The following is an 18,566-nucleotide window of genomic DNA, read 5'->3' on the forward strand; positions in this document are numbered from 1 at the left end:
TAAACATTACATCGTAAATTGCTGCGCCGTCGCCGGGGTGCGTGGCCGTGAGCCAATGTGGCTCTGGGCGTTGCTTGGTGCGTTGCTGGTATTCACGAGAAATTGAGTCAGCGCACAGCAAAAAACTCCGGTCATTCGCCGGGGGCGAAGCGGAGTGGTGCACCCAGTTCTGGGTATTATCTTGCAGAAACGGCAAAGCCCGGCCTGAGCCGGGCAATGCTGACTGCAGCTATGCGGTCTGTACGTATTAGTACAGGCGCACGCTACGGCGCTGTTCGCGCTGTACTTTCTTCGCGTGACGCTTAACAGCAGCAGCTGCCTTGCGCTTACGCTCGGAAGTTGGCTTCTCGTAGAATTCGCGGCTGCGAACTTCAGCCAGTACACCGGCTTTTTCGCAGGAGCGCTTGAAGCGACGCAGAGCTACGTCGAAGGGTTCGTTCTCTTTAACTTTGACGGCTGGCATCCAGGGCGTACCTTCACTTTAATTCGGTGGTTAACGTGCTCCTGACAGATGGCGTCGGAGTACGTAGGTTTTTAAGGGTTGCGGATGTTAACGCCTCATCGCGAAGAATGCAAAGCCTCTGATCGAAAAGCGCTGGTCGGCATACCCGTGCGGCCATTATTATGCCTGACTTCCTGTTCAAGTCTCTCTTTAAATCAAGGCTTTAGCCAATGCTGGTATTGGGTTTAGAAACCTCTTGTGATGAAACCGGGGTCGCGCTCTACGACAGTGAGCGCGGGCTGTTGGCTGACGCGCTGTTCAGCCAGATCGATCTGCACCGTGTCTACGGCGGCGTTGTGCCGGAACTGGCCTCGCGCGATCACGTGAAACGCATGCTGCCGTTGATCCGGCAGGTGTTGGAGCAGGGCCAGTGCAGTCCTGCGGATATCGACGCAATTGCCTATACCGCCGGCCCTGGCCTGGTCGGGGCGCTGTTGGTCGGCGCTTCTTGCGCCCAGTCCCTGGCGTTCGCCTGGGAGGTTCCTGCGCTGGGTGTGCATCACATGGAAGGGCACTTGCTTGCGCCTATGCTTGAGCAAAATCCACCACGCTTTCCGTTCGTCGCTTTGTTGGTGTCGGGTGGCCATACCCAACTGGTTAGGGTTGATGGCATTGGCCAATATCAATTGCTTGGCGAATCGCTGGATGACGCAGCCGGCGAGGCATTTGATAAAACCGCCAAGTTGATGGGCTTGCGTTATCCCGGCGGCCCGGAGATTGCGCGCCTGGCCAAACAAGGTACTGCCGGACGGTTTGTGTTTCCGCGGCCAATGACTGATCGCCCGGGCCTGGATATGAGTTTCAGTGGTTTGAAGACCTTCACCCTTAATACCTGGCAGCAGTGTCTGGCTGAAGGGGATGACAGCGAGCAGACACGCTGCGATATCGCCCTGGCATTTCAGCAGGCGGTGGTTGATACCCTGACCATCAAGTGCCGCCGTGCATTGAAACTGACTGGTTTGAACAGCCTGGTGATTGCCGGCGGGGTGAGCGCCAATACTGCTTTGCGCCAGTCACTCGAGAGCATGCTTGGCGAGTTCAAAGGGCAGGTGTTCTATGCCCGTCCAGAGTTCTGTACCGATAATGGCGCGATGATCGCCTACGCGGGTTGCCAGCGCTTGCTGGCTGGGCAGCATGAAGACCTGAGTATCGCCGTGCGTGCACGCTGGCCAATGCAAGAGCTTGCGCCGCTGTGGAAGGCGCTTGAGGCCACGGAAGCCGCCGCGCTGCGGGATGGACAATCGCTGGATGAAAAAGGCTCATGCCCTTGATTCAGAATTGTCGCTCACGTCCGGCAAACAGATCGCGTAGATTTCCGCGATGCCGCCACACGATAAGTGCGGTCAGTACGCTTACGGGCAGCAGCAGGCTTGGTTGTAGCCAGGCCAGTAGTGGTAGCGTCAATGGTGTTGGGATAAGGGCGGGGAGAGAGCTGGTAGGGGTTGTTGCGAATGTGAGCAGCCATAGCGCTGTCGCCAGAAGTGCAGCGGGAAGATACAACCCCAGGAATACCCCGGCAGCGGTTGCAACCCCTTTGCCTCCGTGAAAGCGGAAGTACAGCGGGTACATATGGCCCACGACGGCCGCCAGTCCAACCCAGGCCTGTTGCTGAAGGTTGAGGCCAAGCATTTTGGCGATAAAGATTGGCGCCAGGCCTTTGAGCAAATCGCCGAGCAGGGTGAAAATTGCCAGGCGCTTGCCTGCAGTGCGTACCATGTTGGTTGCGCCAGGGTTGCCCGAACCATAGGCGCGCGGGTCTGGTCTGCCGGCAAGTTGGCTGAGCAAGATGGCAAAGGATACTGAGCCGAGCAAGTAGGCAAGAATTACCAGCAACGCAAACATGGAGTTGATCCGCCCCAAGGTGTGCCTTGATTCTAGCAGGGCTGAGCAAGCCCTAGGAAATCACTGAAAACGACTAAGCCAGTAACCCAGGTCGCGGTTGCTCTTTTACAGCTATGGCTTTTTTTTGCCCGGGTTGTTATTCCCGGTGTTTGCTACCTTTTTCAGTATTCCCCTCAGGGGCACGAGGAAGGCGCGAAAGGCCCGCGTTTATTGGGTGAGCGGGCAGTGGCACGCTGGCCAGTGTCGCGCAGTTGGCGGATGATGATTATCCGGGTCGCAATTGAGCATTTATATCTGCCCGGGAATCTTTATAGTGCCGGGCTTGTGTTTTGATTCGGGCAATGCCGATTGCTGGGCAACTCGAGAATTGGAGAAGGGTTTGGACAGGGTCTTTATCGAAGGTCTGGAAGTCGACACTGTGATTGGCGCCTATGACTGGGAGCGTACGATTCGCCAGTGCTTGCGCCTGGACTTGCAATTGGGCTGGGACAATAAGCCAGCGGCAGCGGGCGATGATCTGGACAAGGCACTTGACTACGCCAAGTTGTCTGAACGGGTGCAAGCCTTTGCCAGTGAGGCGACCTTTATCCTGGTTGAAACCTTTGCAGAGCGTTTGGCCGAGATGCTTATGAGTGAATTCCAGATTCCCTGGCTGCGTCTGAAGGTGACCAAGCCCGGTGCAGTTCCGGCCGCGCAGGGCGGTGTAGGCGTGGAGATTGAGCGCGGATGTCGCTAACTCCGGTTTACCTTGGCCTTGGCAGTAATATCGACCGAGAAGCGCACCTTTGCGCGGGGCTTGATGCGCTGGCGGGGCTGCTTGGAGATATGCGCTGTTCAGCGGTGTTCGAGAGCGCGCCGGTGGGTATTAAAAGTGGTCCTTTCTTCAATCTGGTGGTTGTCGGTATGACCGATATGCCATTGCACGAATTTGACCGAAAGCTGAAGTTTATCGAGGCGGATAACGGCCGATACGCACCTGATCGCGTCGGTTTGCCGCTGGATATTGATGTGTTGCTCTATGGTGATCTGGTCGGCAATTTTGATGGTTTGATATTGCCCCGAGCTGAGATCCTGAAGAATGCCTTTGTGCTTTGGCCGCTGTCGCTGCTGGCGCCTGATGCGTTGCATCCAGGTGAGCAACGCAGCTTCGCAGAGCTTTGGTTGAGTGCGCAGATTGAGCAGGTGCTGCAACCAACAGCGTTCAGCTGGAGGCAGCAGCAATTGACGCCCCTTGAGCTACTTGAGGCGCGCTCCGGCTAGGCCCGCCCGGGTTGGTCAATCAGAATGCGCTTGATAGGTTTTTTTGAATTGGCTGATGGCTTGGAGTCGTTCGCGTTGCAATGCCTCACCCAACTGCGGCCCCTTGAACCCCTGGGCCAATAGTGGCTGCACGCTAACCGCGCAAGCTGCTTGCATCACGCGGCGCAGGTAGTCGGCCTGGGGATAGTCGCGCTGTTTAAAACCATCACGGCCGCGAGCGTCCATCTCGCAGGCGGCAATGAACTCCGCGAAGCGCTGGGGCCTGCGGTATACGTCAAAGCGCTGTAACAGCTCCAGTAGAGTTGAGGGCTTGAGTTCAAGGGCGCGATGGCCATGGGTGTGATATTCGCCAACCAGCAGCGCCAGTTCCTGGCAGTCCTTGGGTGCCTTGCAGCGGGTATTGATTGCCTTGATCAGCTTGATGCCACGTTGTTCATGGGCGATATGCCTTGGCCACTGGTCTGGTGCAGTCAAGCCCTTGCCCACGTCGTGCAGCAGGCTGGCCCAGCGAACGTTGAGTGGCTGGTCATGCACTGCACACTGGCGCAGTACGCTCAGGACATGGCGGCCAGTGTCTATTTCCGGGTGATGGGCGGGAGGTTGAGGTACGCCAAACAGCGCGTCGATTTCGGGAAACAACGCCTTGAGTGCACCACAGTTACGTAGCACCTCGATGAAAACATCGGGTCTTGGCTCCATCAGGGCGCGGGAGATTTCTTTCCAGCTTCGCTCCGGCGTCAGGGCGCTGAGTTCGCCTGACTCGCTCAATTGACGCATCAGCTGCATTGTTTCAACTGCAACGCTAAAGCCCAGTGGCGCGTAGCGCGCGGCAAACCTGGCGACCCTTAGTACGCGCAGCGGGTCTTCGCTAAAAGCGGGGGATACGTGGCGCAACAGCCTTGCTTCAAGGTCGCGCTGGCCGCCATATGGGTCATAGAGCTTGCCGTTCTCGTCCTCTGCCATGGCATTGATGGTCAGGTCACGACGGATCAGGTCTTGCTCAAGCGTGACGTCGGGGCTGGCGAAGAAAGTAAAGCCGCCATAACCCAGGCCACTTTTGCGCTCAGTTCGTGCCAGTGCGTATTCATCTTTGGTTTTCGGGTGCAGAAAAACCGGAAAATCAGCTCCAACCGGGCGATAACCAAGTTCGACCATCTGTTCAGCCGTGGCGCCCACCACAACCCAGTCACTTTCTGTCACTTCTCGGCCCAACAAGCGGTCACGTACCGCACCGCCAACTTTGTAAATTTGCATGCCTGCCTCCGTTGTTGCAGAGGATAGCGGTTGTAAGCGCTGCTGGGGAGTTTGGCTTGAGCAATGCTTGCTTTGCCGAAGCGCCTGCCTGGGCTTGCACGGCATTGGCTAAGGTGCGGCGCTGGCGGGTATTTGTGCAGTAAGGGCCTGCGTCGCTTGCTTGAGCAATTCAGCACTGTAGCTGGCAGGGCTCAGGCCGGTTTTGCTGGTGCCTTCCCACAACAGATTGTTGGCCTGGTCGGTCAGGCGTAAACGCAGAGTTCCGGTCTCATCCTGCAGTCGGTGGATGGCCAGGTAGGCGCCAAGCTGGCTGGGAGGCGCCTGGTCGACTTTGAATTCGACAGGGCGCTCTTGCACGGCGAGCCAGTAATACACGTTGATTTGGGCGGGTTCAGCCTGTCGGTAGCCACGCTGCTGGAGTTGCTCGCTAAGTCGTGAAGCCAACTGCGGATAAGCGCCTGGAAATGCCGTTGGAGCCTTGAGTATGGAAGCGGGTGCGATCAGTTTGAAGCGCTGTAGACGCGCAAGCGCTTGCGGGCTCGCATGAGATACCTGCGTCTGGGGGATATGGGGAGTTGCGCAGCTAGCCAAGGCTGCGCAGGTCAGGACAAACAGTAATAAACGCATCAGGGACACCTCAACAAGTACAGCCTGATGCTCTGTAGCAAGTAGGTAAAGCGCAACCGGTCAAATGGGTGGGATTATCAGGTCGAGTCGCGGGTAGTCACCCTCTCGCGCAGTGTCATTCTTTGGAGGCACATGCTGGCTGTTAATGAGTTTGTCGCCCTGCATGACCTCGAGATGGATGTCGAAGCCCCATAGGCGATGCAGGTGCTTGAGCACTTCTTCAGTGGAACTGCCCAGCGGTTTGCGGTCGTGTTGCTGATGGCGCAAGGTCAGGGAGCGGTCGCCGCGCCGGTCGATACTCCAGATCTGTACGTTGGGCTCGCGATTACCCAGGTTGTACTGCGCAGCCAGTATTTCGCGAATCATCCGGTAGCCATGTTCGTCATGGATGGCCGGGACCAGCAATTCATCTTTCTGGTCATCGTCAAGTACGCTGAATAGCTTTAGATCGCGAATCACCTTGGGGGATAGGTACTGCAGGATAAAGCTTTCATCCTTGAAGCTGTGCATGGCGAACTTAAGGGTGCTCAGCCAGTCACTGCCAGCAATTTCCGGAAACCAGCGTTGATCTTCCTCTGTTGGGTGTTCACAGATTCGCCGAATGTCGCAATACATGGCGAATCCCAGGGTGTAAGGGTTGATGCCGCTGTAGTAGGGGCTGTCAAAGGCGGGTTGGTAGATCACGCTGGTGTGGGACTGTAGGAACTCGAGCATGAAGCCCTCTGTGACCAGGCCTTCGTCATAGAGGTCGTTCATCAGCGTGTAATGCCAGAAGGTCGCCCAGCCTTCGTTCATGACCTGGGTTTGGCGCTGTGGGTAAAAATACTGGGCGATTTTACGGACGATGCGAATCACTTCGCGCTGCCAAGGCTCAAGCAGTGGCGCATGTTTTTCCAGGAAGTACAGGATGTTTTCCTGTGGCTCGGAGGGAAAGCGATTGTCATCCTTGTCGCTGTCTTTGCTCGCTCCCTTGGGAATGGTGCGCCAGAGGTCGTTGATCTGTTTTTGCAGGTGCTCCTCGCGCTCTTTCTGGCGGCGGCGCTCTTCCTCGGCAGAGATGGGGTAGGGGCGTTTGTAGCGGTCAACGCCGTAGTTCATCAGGGCGTGGCAGGAGTCCATCAGGTCTTCAACTGCATCAATGCCGTGGCGCTCCTCGCACTGCATGATGTACTGCTTGGCGAACACCAGGTAGTCGATGATCGAACTGGCATCGGTCCAGGTGCGGAACAGGTAGTTGCCCTTGAAAAAGCTGTTATGGCCATAGCATGCATGGGCGATCACCAGCGCCTGCATGCACATGGTGTTTTCTTCCATGAGGTAGGCGATGCATGGGTCGGAATTGATGACAATTTCGTAGGCAAGCCCCATTTGCCCGCGGCTGTAGTTTTTTTCGGTGGACAGGAACTGTTTGCCATAAGACCAGTGGTGGTAACCCAGTGGCATGCCGACTGACGCATAGGCGTCCATCATTTGCTCGGCGGTAATGACTTCAATCTGGTTGGGGTAGGTGTCGAGTGCATAGCGCTCGGCAAGCCTGCTGATTTCACGGTCATAGGTACGAATCAGCTCGAAGGTCCACTCTGAGCCGGTTGAGATTGGCTGGCGCTTTCTTTCGGATGTGGCCTGGTCATGAGCTGTCATGCTGTAAGCCTGCGCTGGAAAAGTTCGCGGAATACCGGGTAGATGTCACCGGCAGTCACCAACTGCTGCTGAGCAAAGGTGTCAGCAAACGCATCACAAACCTGCTGATATTCGTACCACAGCGCCTGATGCTCGCGCGGAGTGATCTCGACATAGGTGAAGTATTGTACAAAGGGCATGATCTGGTTGATCAAAATGTCCCTGCACACCGGCGAGTCGTCGTTCCAGTTGTCGCCATCGGAAGCCTGGGCGGCATAGATGTTCCACTCGTTGACCGGGTAGCGCTCGGCCATGACCTCTTGCATCAGTTTCAGTGCGCTGGAAACAATGGTGCCGCCCGTTTCCCGTGAATAGAAGAATTCTTCTTCATCCACTTCCCGCGCGCTGGTGTGGTGACGAATAAACACGACTTCGATCTTGTCGTAGTTACGCTTGAGAAACAGGTAGAGCAAGATGAAGAAGCGCTTGGCGATGTCCTTGGTGGCCTGGGTCATTGAGCCGGAGACGTCCATCAGGCAGAACATGACCGCCTTGGAGCTTGGGTTGGGGTGTTTTACCAGCAGATTGTATTTAAGGTCGAAGGTGTCGAGGAAAGGCACACGGTTGATGCGTGCATGTAGCTTGCTGATTTCCTCTTCAAGTGCCTGGATATCGCCGAAATTATCGGGCTCTTCGCGTTTTAAGCGTTCAAGTTCAGCCTGTGCGAGTTTAAGTTTCGCCCGACTGCTACCGGACAGCGCTATGCGCCGGGCATGGGCCGAGCGCAGGGTGCGTACGATATTGATGCGCGATGGATTTCCCTCGCTGCTGATACCGGCCCGCACGGTTTTGTAAGTGTCTGTGCCGGTTAAATGACGCTTGACCAGGTTGGGCAGTTCGAGATCTTCGAACATGAAGTCGAGAAACTCCTCCTGGGTGATCTGGAAGACGAACTCATCCATGCCTTCGCCAGAGTTGCTCGCCTTGCCGCTGGCCTGGCCACCGCCGCCTCCTTGAGGACGAGGAATGAGATCACCAGCCGAGAACTCTTTATTGCCCGGGTGCACATTGGTTTGTCTGCCCACGTGTCCATGGTGCAGCACGGGCTCGTGGATATCCCGCCCCGGGATACTGATTTGCTCGCCATGCTCCATATCGGTAATTGAACGGTGGCTGACGGCCTCCTCAACCGCTTTTTTGATGTGCTCGCGGTAGCGGCGCAAAAAGCGCTGACGGTTTACCGTGCTCTTGTTCTTGCCGTTTAGGCGTCGGTCGATCACATAGCTCATGACTTCTCCTTAGAGCATGCCTGAACGAGACTGGGCTCAGGCACCTCTATGGCCAGCGGGCGCTTGAGTGCCCGCAGCAACCCGCGTGGGGCTCGGTTACTGTGATTTACGTACCCGTAGATACCACTCGGACAGCAGGCGAACTTGTTTATCGGTGTAACCGCGTTCAACCATGCGGGTCACGAAGTCGTTGTGTTTTTGTTGATCCTCTTTACTGGCCTTGGCGTTGAAACTGATGACTGGCAGCAGGTCCTCGGTGTTGGAGAACATTTTCTTCTCGATCACCACGCGCAGCTTCTCGTAACTGAGCCAGGTTGGGTTCTTGCCGTTATTGTTGGCTCGGGCACGCAATACGAAGTTGACGATTTCGTTGCGGAAATCCTTTGGATTGCTGATGCCGGCTGGCTTCTCGATTTTTTCCAGTTCTTCGTTGAGTGCTACACGGTTGAGGATTTCACCGGTTTCCGGGTCGCGGTATTCCTGGTCCTGAATCCAGAAGTCGGCGTACAGCACGTAGCGGTCGAAAATGTTCTGGCCATATTCGCTGTAGGATTCGAGGTAAGCGGTCTGGATCTCCTTGCCAATAAACTCGATATAGCGCGGGGCCAGGTATTCCTTGATAAAGCGTAGATAACGCTCGCGCACTTCAGCCGGGAATTGCTCCTGCTCAATCTGTTGTTCGAGCACGTAGAGCAGATGCACCGGGTTGGCGGCGACTTCATTGGCGTCGAAGTTGAAGACTTTTGACAGTATCTTGAAGGCGAAGCGGGTTGAAAGGCCATTCATGCCTTCATCGACGCCAGCGCTGTCGCGATATTCCTGGATCGACTTGGCCTTGGGGTCGGTGTCCTTGAGGTTTTCACCGTCATAGACGCGCATTTTCGAGTAGATATTCGAGTTCTCAGGCTCTTTGAGCCGCGACAAGACCGAGAATTGGGCAAGCATCTTCAGGGTGTCAGGCGCGCAGTGCGCGTTGGCCAGGGAGCTGTTGACCAGTAATTTGTCGTAGATCTTGATTTCATCGCTGACGCGCAAGCAATACGGCACTTTAACGATATAGATCCGGTCGATGAACGCCTCGTTGTTCTTGTTGTTACGGAAGCTGTGCCATTCAGATTCGTTGGAGTGCGCCAGCAGTATGCCGTTGTAGGGAATTGCCCCAAGGCCCTCGGTGCTGTTGTAGTTGCCTTCCTGGGTGGCCGTGAGCAATGGGTGGAGCACCTTGATCGGTGCCTTGAACATCTCGACGAATTCCATCATGCCCTGGTTGGCCCGGCACAGGGCGCCCGAGTAGCTGTAGGCGTCGGCGTCGTTCTGTGGATACTCTTCCAGCTTGCGGATATCGACCTTGCCGACCAGGGCGGAGATATCTTGGTTGTTTTCATCGCCAGGTTCGGTTTTGGCGACGGCAATTTGCTTGAGAATCGAAGGGTAGAGCTTAACCACGCGGAACTGGCTGATGTCGCCGCCAAATTCGGCAAGACGCTTGGTAGCCCAAGGCGACATGATGCTGTTGAGGTAGCGTCGGGGAATGCCGTACTCCTCTTCGAGGATTGCGCCGTCTTCGGCATCGCTAAACAGGCCAAGCGGAGACTCGAAGACCGGCGAGTCCTTGATTGCATAGAAAGGGACTTTTTCCATCAAGTGCTTGAGTTTTTCGGCCAGAGAAGACTTGCCGCCGCCCACTGGGCCCAGGAGGTAGAGAATTTGTTTCTTTTCTTCGAGGCCTTGGGCCGCGTGGCGAAAATAGGAAACGATCTGGTCAATGCATTCTTCCATGCCGTGGAAGTCCGCAAACGCCGGGTAGCGCCGTATGACCTTGTTCGAGAATATTCTTGATAATCGCGAGTTGCTTGATGTGTCGAGTAGTTCCGGTTCGCCAATTGCCAGCAATAAGCGCTCTGCGGCCGAGGCGTAAGCGCTACGATCCTGCTTACATAGCTCGAGATACTCCTGCAGAGACAGCTCTTCCTGGCGTGTCGATTCGAAACGTTGTTGGAAGTGACTGAAAATGCTCATGACTTCACCTCGCTCAATGTCCAGAGACGGCTCGGGATCGGTCGTGCAGGCGTTGGTGGTTGGCTGAGTACCAGCCGTGGATATCCCCCCAGAGCACCTACTGAACCTCTGAAAATTGCTGCGCCAGGCAGTGCATTGTGACCAATCTGCTCAGTGGGCCGGCTTGCCTTGGCAAACCGCGTTTTAGCATCTTGATGCTTTGCACCGCCCTCGCTTGCTGGCTTTCATTAGGTTCCTATCATACCGATGGCCCGGATGCCGGTTGGCAGGCTCTACTTGGTATTTAGATGGCCTAAGATAAATGATAGTTGGTAATCAGAGAGGTCAAGCGTCAAGTGGCCATATCCTTATGATGGAAATGCCAGAAGAGGGCGCCAAGCCTTGGCTGGTGCGGCTTGGCGTGATGTAAAAAATTATTCCTGATCAGACTTGCTGGTTTCGCCAGGGAAGCGTGCGTGCCATAGCTCAAAGCCACCATCCAGGCTGTAGACATCGGTAAAACCCTGGCCGATCAAATAGGCTGCGGCGCCCTGGCTGGAGTTGCCGTGGTAGCAGGAGACAATCAGGGGATGATCAAGGTCCGCCTGGGCAATGAAATCGACCAGTGAATGATTATCAAGGTGTTGTGAGCCGCTGATGTGGCCTGCAGCAAAGCTGTCCGGGTCCCTGATGTCGACCACCACGGCACCTTGCTGGCGCAGCGCCTGGGCCTGCTCAGGGGAGATTCGCTTGAATTCACTCATTGGCTTTCCTTACTGCATTCACAGCGATGCAGTTTAGCATTGTCAATATTCATCAATGTCAGGGCGCCGCCCCAGACACAGCCGGTATCCAGGGCATATAGATCGGGCTCTGGGCACTTGCCTTCAAGCGCCGCCCAATGGCCGAAGATAATCTTGGTGCCCCGGCTTTTACGCTGGTCGTGGCTGAACCAGGGTTGATAGCCGGCAGGCGCGGTGTCCAGGCCTTCCTTGCTCTTCAGGTCGAGGGTCCCGTCTGCCGCGCAGAAGCGCATGCGGGTGAAGTAATTGGTGATCACCCGCAGGCGCGGGATACCGCTTAGCTCGTTACTCCACACACTGGGCTCGTTGCCGTACATGCCATCGAGAAACGTCTTGAGGCGGCTGTCGTCACGCAGCACCGCTTCGACTTCAGCGGCGCGCTTGAGCGCCTTGTCGATGCTCCATTGTGGAGCAATGCCTGCGTGCACCATGGCCAGGTTGCGCTTGGGGTCATAGTGCATGAGTTTTTGCTGGCGCAGCCAGTCGAGCAGGTCTGCCCGGTCTGGTGCGTCGAGGATCTCTTGTAGCGTGTCGGACTTCTTCAGGCGTTCGACGTTGTGCGAAACGGCAAGCAGGTGAAGGTCATGATTGCCCAGCACGCAGGTCACGCAGTCGCGCATGGCGTAGAGGAAGCGCAATGTCGCCAGCGATTCAGGGCCGCGGTTGACCAGGTCGCCCGCGAGCCAGAGTTTATCCTTGGCGGGGTCGAAGGCGACTTGTTCGAGCAAGCATTTAAGGGGTTCAAGGCAGCCTTGCAGGTCGCCAACAGCGTAAGTGGTCATTAGTGCAGTGAACCTGGGACGGCTAGACGAAAGGGCGCGATTTGGGCATCGAAGGACGTACCGTCTTCGGCAATCATCTGGTAGCTGCCTTGCATGGTGCCAACTCGTGTAGTCATGACAGTGCCGCTGGTGTAAGTGTGGCTGTGGCCTGGTGCTATCAATGGTTGCTCACCGACCACGCCGGCGCCACGAACCTCCTGCACGCGGCCTTCGCCATCGGTGATCAACCAGTGGCGCGAGAGCAACTTGGCAGCAAGCTGGCCGTTGTTGGTGATGGTCACGGTATAGGCAAATGCGAAGCGGTGTTGCTCGACCTGTGACTGCTCCGGCAGGTATTGAGTCGCAACGCTGACGTCTATTTGATATGGCGAATCTGACATGCTCAAACCTGCTGGTTTAGGTGGTGCTGTGGCGGCTATCTATTGATTAAAACGTATGGCTGGGGTTGCTGCCCGTTTGTAGCGGGCAAAAGGCCCCAGGGGTTATTCCGGGTTCGGCTCGCCAGGTGCAATCTGCTCGGCAAGCTTGTCGGCCAGGCGCACGAACGCGGCAAGGTCGAGCTGTTCGGGACGCAGACTGCCATCGACACCCGCAGCTTCTATCTCGCTGGCCGGCAATAAGGCCTTGAGCGTGTTGCGCAGGGTTTTACGGCGCTGATTGAAGGCTTCGCGGACCACTCGCTCCAGTAGCTTGTGATCTTTGGCTGGATGAGGCAACACTTCGTGCGGCACCAGGCGGACAATGGCCGAGTCAAATTTAGGGGGCGGGTTGAACGCACCCGGTCCAACATTGAACAAGTGTTCTACCCGGCAATGGTACTGCACCATGATTGATAGACGGCCCCAGTCACCACCGCCAGGACCAGCGGCCAGGCGTTCAACCACTTCCTTTTGCAGCATGAAGTGCATGTCGCGGATCAGCGAGGCATTGTCCAGCAGGTGGAATATCAGCGGGGTCGAGATGTTATATGGCAGGTTGCCGACGACGCGCAGACTGCGCGGCTGTGCTTCAAGACGCTGGAAGTCAAACTTCAGGGCGTCGCCCTGATTCAGGCGAAAGCGCGGCTGGCTGCCGAACTTGGCTTGCAGGATCGGAATGAGGTCTTTATCGAGCTCAATTACATCCAACTGCGCACCGCTGTTGAGCAGGCCTTCAGTCAGGGCACCTTGTCCCGGGCCGATCTCTAGCAGGTGTTCTGCTTCTTTGGCATGGATTGCGCGAAGGATGCGGTGGATGACGCCGGCGTCATGCAGGAAGTTCTGGCCAAAGCGTTTGCGCGCGCGGTGTTGGTAGCTCTCGGACATTAGTAGCTCTCAGGCTTTAAAAGCAGCTCCAAGCGTCAAGCCGAGCTTAAAGCGAATATAAAAGAATATTGATTGCCTAGTTTAACAGGGAGTCGGCACCCTGGCGTGGCCCGTCATCGACGCTTAGTTGCCTGATTGGCTGGCGGCCATCTCGTAGGCTGTTTGCAGGGCGACGTCCATGCTGCCGCTGTCGATCTTGCCACTGCCTGCCAAGTCGAGTGCGGTACCGTGGTCGACCGAAGTGCGGATAATCGGCAGGCCCAGGGTTATATTCACCGCTGCGCCGAACCCTTTGAATTTGAGCACTGGCAAGCCCTGGTCATGATACATCGCAAGCACCGCATCGCAATGGTCGAGGTGTTTTGGAGTGAACAATGTATCGGCCGGGAGCGGGCCAACAAGATTTATGCCTTCGGCGCGCAGGCGCTCAAGGGCAGGTTCGATGACCTCTACCTCTTCTCGTCCCAGGTGACCGCCTTCGCCTGCGTGGGGGTTCAGGCCGCATACCAGGATGCGCGGATTGGCAAGGCCGAATTTACTGCGCAGGTCGTTGTAGAGGATGCGGGTAACTCGGCTCAGGCGTTCGGCTGTGATTGCCGCCGCCACATCTTTAAGCGGCAGGGGGGTGGGTACCAAGGGGACTCGCAGGCCGCGGGTCGCGAGCATCATGACCACCTGTTCGGTGTGCGTTAGCTCGGCCAGAAATTCGGTGTGGCCGGAGAAGGCAATGCCGGATTCGTTGATCACGCCCTTGTGAACGGGGGCGGTAATCATCCCGGCAAAGTGGCCATCAAGACAGCCCTGTCCTGCGCGGGTCAGCGTTTGCAGCACATAATCCGCGTTAGCTGCATTTAGCTGGCCCGCTATTACCGGGGCGGCAAGTGGTGTATCCCAGACATACAGGCTGCCTGCCGGAGCGGGCTGATCTGGCCAGGCGTCAGGAGTTGTGTTGATCAAACTGACTTTCAAGCCAAGCAAGGCTGCACGCTCTGCAAGCAGGGCGTGACTGGCAATAACTATGAGCGGGTGTGGTTGTGCATGCTGGGCAAGCAGCAGGCATAGGTCGGGACCTATGCCTGCCGGCTCACCTGGCGTCAGTGCAAAACGTTGCGTTTTCACTGCTTGATTTCTACGTAAGCCTCGTCGCGGATCTGCCGCAGCCAGGCTTGCAGTTCTTCGTCGTACTTACGGTTGCGCAGGATGGTCTGAGCCTGCTGCTTGCGATATTGCTCGCTGCTGTCAGTGGCGCGGCGGCCCATGACTTCAAGGACGTGCCAGCCATAACGCGACTTGAATGGCTTGGATACTTCACCGCTCGGGGTCGAGTCCATCACTTCGCGGAACTCGGGAACCAGTGCAGATGGATCGATCCAGTCAAGCTTGCCGCCGTTGAGCGCCGAGCCTGGGTCTTCGGAGTAGTTTTTTGCCAGTTCGGCAAAATCTTCGCCGGCTTTGATCCGCTCGTAGAGACGTTCGGCCAGGCGCTGGCTCTCGGCGTCGCTACGGATGGCATTTGGCTTGATCAGGATATGGCGAACACTGACCTCGTCACGCACCTGAGCGCCACCACCACGCTTTTCCTGGAGCTTGATGATGATAAAGCCACCAGGTGTGCGCACAGGTTCAGTCACATCGCCTACGCTCATTTTGCTCAGCATGCTGTCGAAGGGCGGCGGTAACTGGCCGGCCTTGCGCCAGCCCATTTCGCCACCTTCCAGGGCTGTTTCGCTGGACGAGCGCGCAATTGCCAGCTGGGCGAAATCAGCGCCTTGCTGCAATTGCTGGTAAAGGTCCCGGGCTTGCCGTTCGGCAGCTTGAACCTGTTCAGGCGCTGCACCTTCCTGCACCGGTACCAGGATGTTGGCCAGGCGAAACTCTTCGGACAGTTGCATCTTGCCCAAGTCTGAGTTGAGGAAGTTCTGGACTTCCTGGTCGCTAACCTGGATGCGATCGGCAACTCGGCGCTGGCGCACACGGCTGATGATCATTTCACGGCGAACCTGATCACGTGCCTCGTCAAACGACAAGCCATCCCGGTTCAGCGCGGCGCGGAACTGGTCAACAGTCATGCCATTGCGCTGGGCAATGGTGCCGATGGCCTGGTTGAGCTCCTCGTCGGTGATGCGGATGCCCGAGCGTTCGCCAATCTGCAGCTGAATGTCCTCGATAATCAGACGTTCCAGTACCTGCTGCTGGAGTACATGCTCCGGCGGCAAGGTCGACCCACGCTTGGCGATGGTCTGCTGAACCTCTTTCATGCGACCGTTCAGTTGGCTTTGCATGATTACGTCGTTATCAACGATGGCCGCTACACGGTCCAGAGGTTGTACTTCAGCCTGTACCGCACTACCTATCAACATCGCGCCCAATAACAGGGGGCGCACGTAATCAGAAAGCTTTGTCTTCACGTTCACGATAACCTTGAATGCCTTGGTCGAGGAAAGATTCAGTTTTATTGCCAGTCACGCCGCCCAGGCCTTTGAGTACGATCTGCAAGAAGATGCCGCGATCGGGCTCATCGTTAAACGATGGGTTCTGGCTCACTTCGTCATTGTCGATCCAGTAACGATTTATTAAACGCAGTTTCCAACAGCAGCTGTCGTATTCAAAGCCACCAAAGGCCTCGAGGGTACGGTTGCGGCTGTAATCGTACTGCCAGCGCGAAATAACGCTCCACTGCGGGACAATTGGCCAGATAACCGAGAAGTCGTGCTGGCTGATCTTGTAATAGTCTTCGATGTAGTTGGGGCTGCCTGGCGTGCCGTAGTCACCGCCGCCAACAACCCAGTTACCGGTGCTCTGGTCGTAACGCACGGTGTCGTTGCGATAGCGGTAGCCGGCGTTGATAACCTTGTTCGGGTTATCTTCAGGCTGGTAGTGGAACATTGCGCTGCCGGAGCGAGTTGTGTGGCTGTCCGGGTCCCAGTTGAAATCCGAGCTGAAGCGCCAGTCGCGGTTGAAGCGATACAGGTACTGCAGCGCGTAAGGCGAAACCGATGCCTGGGCGTCGTCACGGGTTTTGTAGTCGATGCCAGCGAGCTGCACTTTGCGGTCAGCAAAATAGAAGGCCTGGCCGATGCTGAAACGCTGACGCTCGAAGCCATTTTCTTCGATCCAGCGGTTGGTCACGCCCAGCGATAGCTTGTTCTCGTCACCAATGCGATCTTTACCGGAGAAACGGTTTTCGCGGAACAGAGAGTTGTAGTTGAAGGTGCTCTCACTGGTATCGAAAATTGGGATATCAGTTTGGTCTTCTTCCGGCACATAGAGATAGTACAGGCGCGGCTCAAGGGTCTGCCTGTAGTTGGTGCCGAACAGCTGGGTGTTGCGGTCAAAGTACAGGCCACTGTCGACGCTGAGCATGCCAACGCCACGGTTTTGCGTGCTGTCATACTTCTGTTCGGCGAGCAGTGTCGACTTGCCCTGGCTGTCCAGGTCCAGGTCGTAGTTGGTGTACAGGTATTTAGCCTGAGGCTTGATATAGCCCCAGCTCCAGTCCAGCGGCAAGCTTACCGATGGTTCAAGGTGCAGGCGGTCACCGTTGGCGCGGGCCAGGCCTCTGACGTTCTCGTCGAGGCGGCGCTCTGGGTTGCCATCCTCGTCGATGTAGTTGCCATGGCGCAGGTCACGATCAAAGCGAACCAGCTCGGTGCCGTAGCCAAACTGAACGCCACCCGGCTGGAATGGCAGTTTGCCGTCCAGGGTGATTTGCGGCAGACGGTTATACGGGGTGATGTCGCTGATGGTCGCCAGCTCATAGGCATGGGCATTGAGGCGGGCGGTATAGCTGTCGCCGCGATAGGTCAGGGTGCCGCGCTGGTTGACGAAGTCTGGCGTATCGATGCCCAGGTCGGTATTGAGATCCTGGAAATAGTAGGGATCGCTGATGTCGGTGTAGTCGACCTCAGCGAGCAGGCGGCTATTGAGGCCGCCCTTGTGCCGCCCGCTGTACATCCAGCGGGTGTCACTGTAGTCGGACTGCAGCTTGCGGTCGTCGTTTTCATCATTGAGGTAGGCGGCGCCAATCTGGCCTTCGCTGCTCTTGGTCAGGTAACGACCTTCACCTTCCATCAACAGGCCACGGTCACTCATGTACGTCGGGTACAGGGTGGCGTCGTAGTTGGGGGCCAGGTTGAAGTAATAAGGTGTTTCCAGCTCGAAGCCGTTGTCGCTCGAGCTGCCAATGGTTGGCGGCAGGAAGCCGGACTGGCGACGGTCATCGATTGGGAAATAAATGTACGGCGTGTAGAACACCGGGAAGTCTTTGACCCGCAGCGTTACGTTGGTCGCAGTACCGAAGCCGGTGGCTGGGTTCAGCGTGATGTTATTACCTTTGAGGTGCCAGGCATTGCTGCCAGGTTCGCAGCTGGTGTAGGTACCGTCTTTGAGGCGAATAATCGCGGTTTCTTTCCGTTTGGCGTAAAGCGCGTTACCGCGGATATGGCCGCGGTGCATGACATATTCGGCGTTGTCGATCTTGGCTTCGCCGTTGTCCAGTTGCAGTTCGGCGTGATCGCCGACAACCAGGGCGCCCTTGTCGCGCAGTCGCACGTTGCCGTTCAGCTCACCGATGTTTTCAGCTTGCCGCAGGTTGGCCTCATCGGCCTCGACTTGCATGCTTGCCTGGCGGATCACGACATCGCCGGCCAGCGTGGCAATCTGCTCTTCCTGCTGGTAGCGCGAGGCTTTGGCCGAGACGAACATTGGCGCTTGATTGAGCGGCGTATCGTCGTTCATGCCCGGGCGCTCAGGCTCGACGTAGGCGCCCGAACAGTACGGGGCTGTCTCCGCGAGCTGCGCTTCGGACAACTTTTCACGAGGCACCCAGTCCAAATGGCTGTAATCTGCGCTGCGAGAGGTCAGACCCTTGCCTTCACTTTCAGTGACAAGCTTGGTGCCGACAGCCGCTGCTGCAACTTTGCCGCCGTTTCGGGTATCTGAAGTAGCGGGAGCACTGAGGCTGGATTCATCGTGAATCGGGCGCGCAGGTACTGCGGCATCAGCCGTTTTGGGGGTACAGGCCCAGCCGCCGGATGCAGAAGCCGAACAGTCATACTGTTCGGCTGCCACGGCGAATTGACTGGCAACAGGTTGTAAGGCCAATAGGCCACTAGTCACCAGAAGTGGGAATTTTTTACGAATAGCGGGGTATTTTACTGCCATCTTATTTTTCCGGGCTTCCTGCGCGCTAATGACCCAGAGGCCGCACGCCTCTCGATGGGCTTTAAAAGATGCTGGATAATAAAGCATGACCCGCGCAACGGCTAGGGCCGTCGGAGACCCTT

Annotated in this window: 17 protein-coding genes; 3 read left to right on the plus strand and 14 right to left on the minus strand. The window is 56.7% G+C overall.

The genetic code is table 11. The annotated features are described in order from the left end of the window. Positions 1-247 precede the first annotated feature (247 nt). Positions 248-463 carry a 30S ribosomal protein S21 gene (gene rpsU / locus PSES9_RS0108735; RefSeq protein WP_003296736.1) on the minus strand — a complete coding sequence of 72 codons (216 nt, stop codon included), beginning with the start codon at positions 461-463 and terminating at the stop codon, positions 248-250. A gap of 209 nt (positions 464-672) precedes the next feature. Between rpsU and tsaD the strand changes: the two genes are divergently transcribed. Then, positions 673-1,773, plus strand: a complete 1,101-nt coding sequence (gene tsaD, locus PSES9_RS0108740) for a tRNA (adenosine(37)-N6)-threonylcarbamoyltransferase complex transferase subunit TsaD (protein ID WP_010486089.1) — start codon at positions 673-675, stop codon at positions 1,771-1,773. A gap of 1 nt (position 1,774) precedes the next feature. Here the strand turns inward: tsaD and plsY are convergent, their stop codons facing one another. Continuing rightward, a complete protein-coding gene (plsY, locus tag PSES9_RS0108745; protein ID WP_010486101.1) occupies positions 1,775-2,344 on the minus strand; it encodes a glycerol-3-phosphate 1-O-acyltransferase PlsY in 570 nt (189 codons plus the stop codon). Positions 2,345-2,723: 379 nt separating this feature from the next. On the opposite strand from plsY, the gene folB reads away from it, so the two are divergent. Continuing rightward, entirely contained in the window at positions 2,724-3,080 is a 357-nt protein-coding gene (gene folB / locus PSES9_RS0108750) for a dihydroneopterin aldolase (protein WP_010486102.1), read from the plus strand. Further along, positions 3,071-3,604 (plus strand): 2-amino-4-hydroxy-6-hydroxymethyldihydropteridine diphosphokinase, encoded by a 534-nt coding sequence (folK, locus tag PSES9_RS0108755; RefSeq protein WP_010486103.1) that lies wholly within the window; start codon positions 3,071-3,073, stop codon positions 3,602-3,604. The genes folB and folK overlap by 10 nt, the downstream gene beginning before the upstream one ends. 15 nt (positions 3,605-3,619) lie before the next feature. Here folK and PSES9_RS0108760 read toward each other — a convergent pair whose 3' ends face one another. The 12 genes from PSES9_RS0108760 to PSES9_RS0108815 all read right to left on the minus strand — a co-directional run bounded on the left by PSES9_RS0108760 (position 3,620) and on the right by PSES9_RS0108815 (position 18,444). After that, positions 3,620-4,858: a multifunctional CCA addition/repair protein gene (locus PSES9_RS0108760; RefSeq protein WP_010486104.1), complete on the minus strand. Its 1,239-nt coding sequence runs from the start codon at positions 4,856-4,858 to the stop codon at positions 3,620-3,622. Positions 4,859-4,966: 108 nt separating this feature from the next. Continuing rightward, a complete protein-coding gene (locus PSES9_RS0108765) occupies positions 4,967-5,485 on the minus strand; it encodes a DUF4136 domain-containing protein (protein ID WP_010486105.1) in 519 nt (172 codons plus the stop codon). 60 nt (positions 5,486-5,545) lie between these two features. Then, a complete protein-coding gene (locus PSES9_RS0108770; protein ID WP_010486107.1) occupies positions 5,546-7,126 on the minus strand; it encodes a SpoVR family protein in 1,581 nt (526 codons plus the stop codon). Further along, positions 7,123-8,394 (minus strand): YeaH/YhbH family protein, encoded by a 1,272-nt coding sequence (locus PSES9_RS0108775; protein ID WP_010486108.1) that lies wholly within the window; start codon positions 8,392-8,394, stop codon positions 7,123-7,125. Before PSES9_RS0108775 ends, PSES9_RS0108770 begins: the two co-directional genes overlap by 4 nt. A 96-nt stretch (positions 8,395-8,490) precedes the next feature. After that, positions 8,491-10,413, minus strand: a complete 1,923-nt coding sequence (locus PSES9_RS0108780) for a PrkA family serine protein kinase (protein WP_010486113.1) — start codon at positions 10,411-10,413, stop codon at positions 8,491-8,493. Positions 10,414-10,826: 413 nt separating this feature from the next. Beyond that, positions 10,827-11,156: a thiosulfate sulfurtransferase GlpE gene (gene glpE, locus PSES9_RS0108785; protein ID WP_010486114.1), complete on the minus strand. Its 330-nt coding sequence runs from the start codon at positions 11,154-11,156 to the stop codon at positions 10,827-10,829. Further along, the gene (locus tag PSES9_RS0108790) at positions 11,153-11,977 is read right to left on the minus strand and encodes a symmetrical bis(5'-nucleosyl)-tetraphosphatase (RefSeq protein WP_010486116.1); all 825 of its coding nucleotides are present in this window, start codon (positions 11,975-11,977) and stop codon (positions 11,153-11,155) included. The genes glpE and PSES9_RS0108790 overlap by 4 nt, the downstream gene beginning before the upstream one ends. Then, a complete protein-coding gene (gene apaG / locus PSES9_RS0108795) occupies positions 11,977-12,357 on the minus strand; it encodes a Co2+/Mg2+ efflux protein ApaG (protein WP_010486118.1) in 381 nt (126 codons plus the stop codon). The genes PSES9_RS0108790 and apaG overlap by 1 nt, the downstream gene beginning before the upstream one ends. A gap of 102 nt (positions 12,358-12,459) precedes the next feature. Then, positions 12,460-13,281: a 16S rRNA (adenine(1518)-N(6)/adenine(1519)-N(6))-dimethyltransferase RsmA gene (gene rsmA, locus PSES9_RS0108800; RefSeq protein WP_010486119.1), complete on the minus strand. Its 822-nt coding sequence runs from the start codon at positions 13,279-13,281 to the stop codon at positions 12,460-12,462. Positions 13,282-13,404: 123 nt separating this feature from the next. Continuing rightward, positions 13,405-14,400: a 4-hydroxythreonine-4-phosphate dehydrogenase PdxA gene (pdxA, locus tag PSES9_RS0108805; protein WP_010486120.1), complete on the minus strand. Its 996-nt coding sequence runs from the start codon at positions 14,398-14,400 to the stop codon at positions 13,405-13,407. Next, positions 14,397-15,689 (minus strand): peptidylprolyl isomerase, encoded by a 1,293-nt coding sequence (locus tag PSES9_RS0108810; protein WP_010486122.1) that lies wholly within the window; start codon positions 15,687-15,689, stop codon positions 14,397-14,399. Before PSES9_RS0108810 ends, pdxA begins: the two co-directional genes overlap by 4 nt. After that, complete coding sequence (locus tag PSES9_RS0108815; protein ID WP_010486124.1) at positions 15,670-18,444, minus strand: LPS-assembly protein LptD; 2,775 nt, start codon at positions 18,442-18,444, stop codon at positions 15,670-15,672. The genes PSES9_RS0108810 and PSES9_RS0108815 overlap by 20 nt, the downstream gene beginning before the upstream one ends. Positions 18,445-18,566 lie beyond the last annotated feature (122 nt).

This window comes from Pseudomonas sp. S9, assembly GCF_000222125.1.
In the GTDB taxonomy this organism is placed as follows: domain Bacteria; phylum Pseudomonadota; class Gammaproteobacteria; order Pseudomonadales; family Pseudomonadaceae; genus Aquipseudomonas; species Aquipseudomonas segetis.

Bases quoted from the DNA above. Each gene is read 5' to 3' on its own strand.
- rpsU (WP_003296736.1), bottom strand. From the start codon at position 463: ATGCCAGCCGTCAAAGTTAAAGAGAACGAACCCTTCGACGTAGCTCTG.
- tsaD (WP_010486089.1), top strand. From the start codon at position 673: ATGCTGGTATTGGGTTTAGAAACCTCTTGTGATGAAACCGGGGTCGCG.
- plsY (WP_010486101.1), bottom strand. From the start codon at position 2,344: ATGTTTGCGTTGCTGGTAATTCTTGCCTACTTGCTCGGCTCAGTATCC.
- folK (WP_010486103.1), top strand. From the start codon at position 3,071: ATGTCGCTAACTCCGGTTTACCTTGGCCTTGGCAGTAATATCGACCGA.
- PSES9_RS0108760 (WP_010486104.1), bottom strand. From the start codon at position 4,858: ATGCAAATTTACAAAGTTGGCGGTGCGGTACGTGACCGCTTGTTGGGC.
- PSES9_RS0108765 (WP_010486105.1), bottom strand. From the start codon at position 5,485: ATGCGTTTATTACTGTTTGTCCTGACCTGCGCAGCCTTGGCTAGCTGC.
- PSES9_RS0108770 (WP_010486107.1), bottom strand. From the start codon at position 7,126: ATGACAGCTCATGACCAGGCCACATCCGAAAGAAAGCGCCAGCCAATC.
- PSES9_RS0108775 (WP_010486108.1), bottom strand. From the start codon at position 8,394: ATGAGCTATGTGATCGACCGACGCCTAAACGGCAAGAACAAGAGCACG.
- PSES9_RS0108780 (WP_010486113.1), bottom strand. From the start codon at position 10,413: ATGAGCATTTTCAGTCACTTCCAACAACGTTTCGAATCGACACGCCAG.
- glpE (WP_010486114.1), bottom strand. From the start codon at position 11,156: ATGAGTGAATTCAAGCGAATCTCCCCTGAGCAGGCCCAGGCGCTGCGC.
- PSES9_RS0108790 (WP_010486116.1), bottom strand. From the start codon at position 11,977: ATGACCACTTACGCTGTTGGCGACCTGCAAGGCTGCCTTGAACCCCTT.
- apaG (WP_010486118.1), bottom strand. From the start codon at position 12,357: ATGTCAGATTCGCCATATCAAATAGACGTCAGCGTTGCGACTCAATAC.
- rsmA (WP_010486119.1), bottom strand. From the start codon at position 13,281: ATGTCCGAGAGCTACCAACACCGCGCGCGCAAACGCTTTGGCCAGAAC.
- PSES9_RS0108815 (WP_010486124.1), bottom strand. From the start codon at position 18,444: ATGGCAGTAAAATACCCCGCTATTCGTAAAAAATTCCCACTTCTGGTG.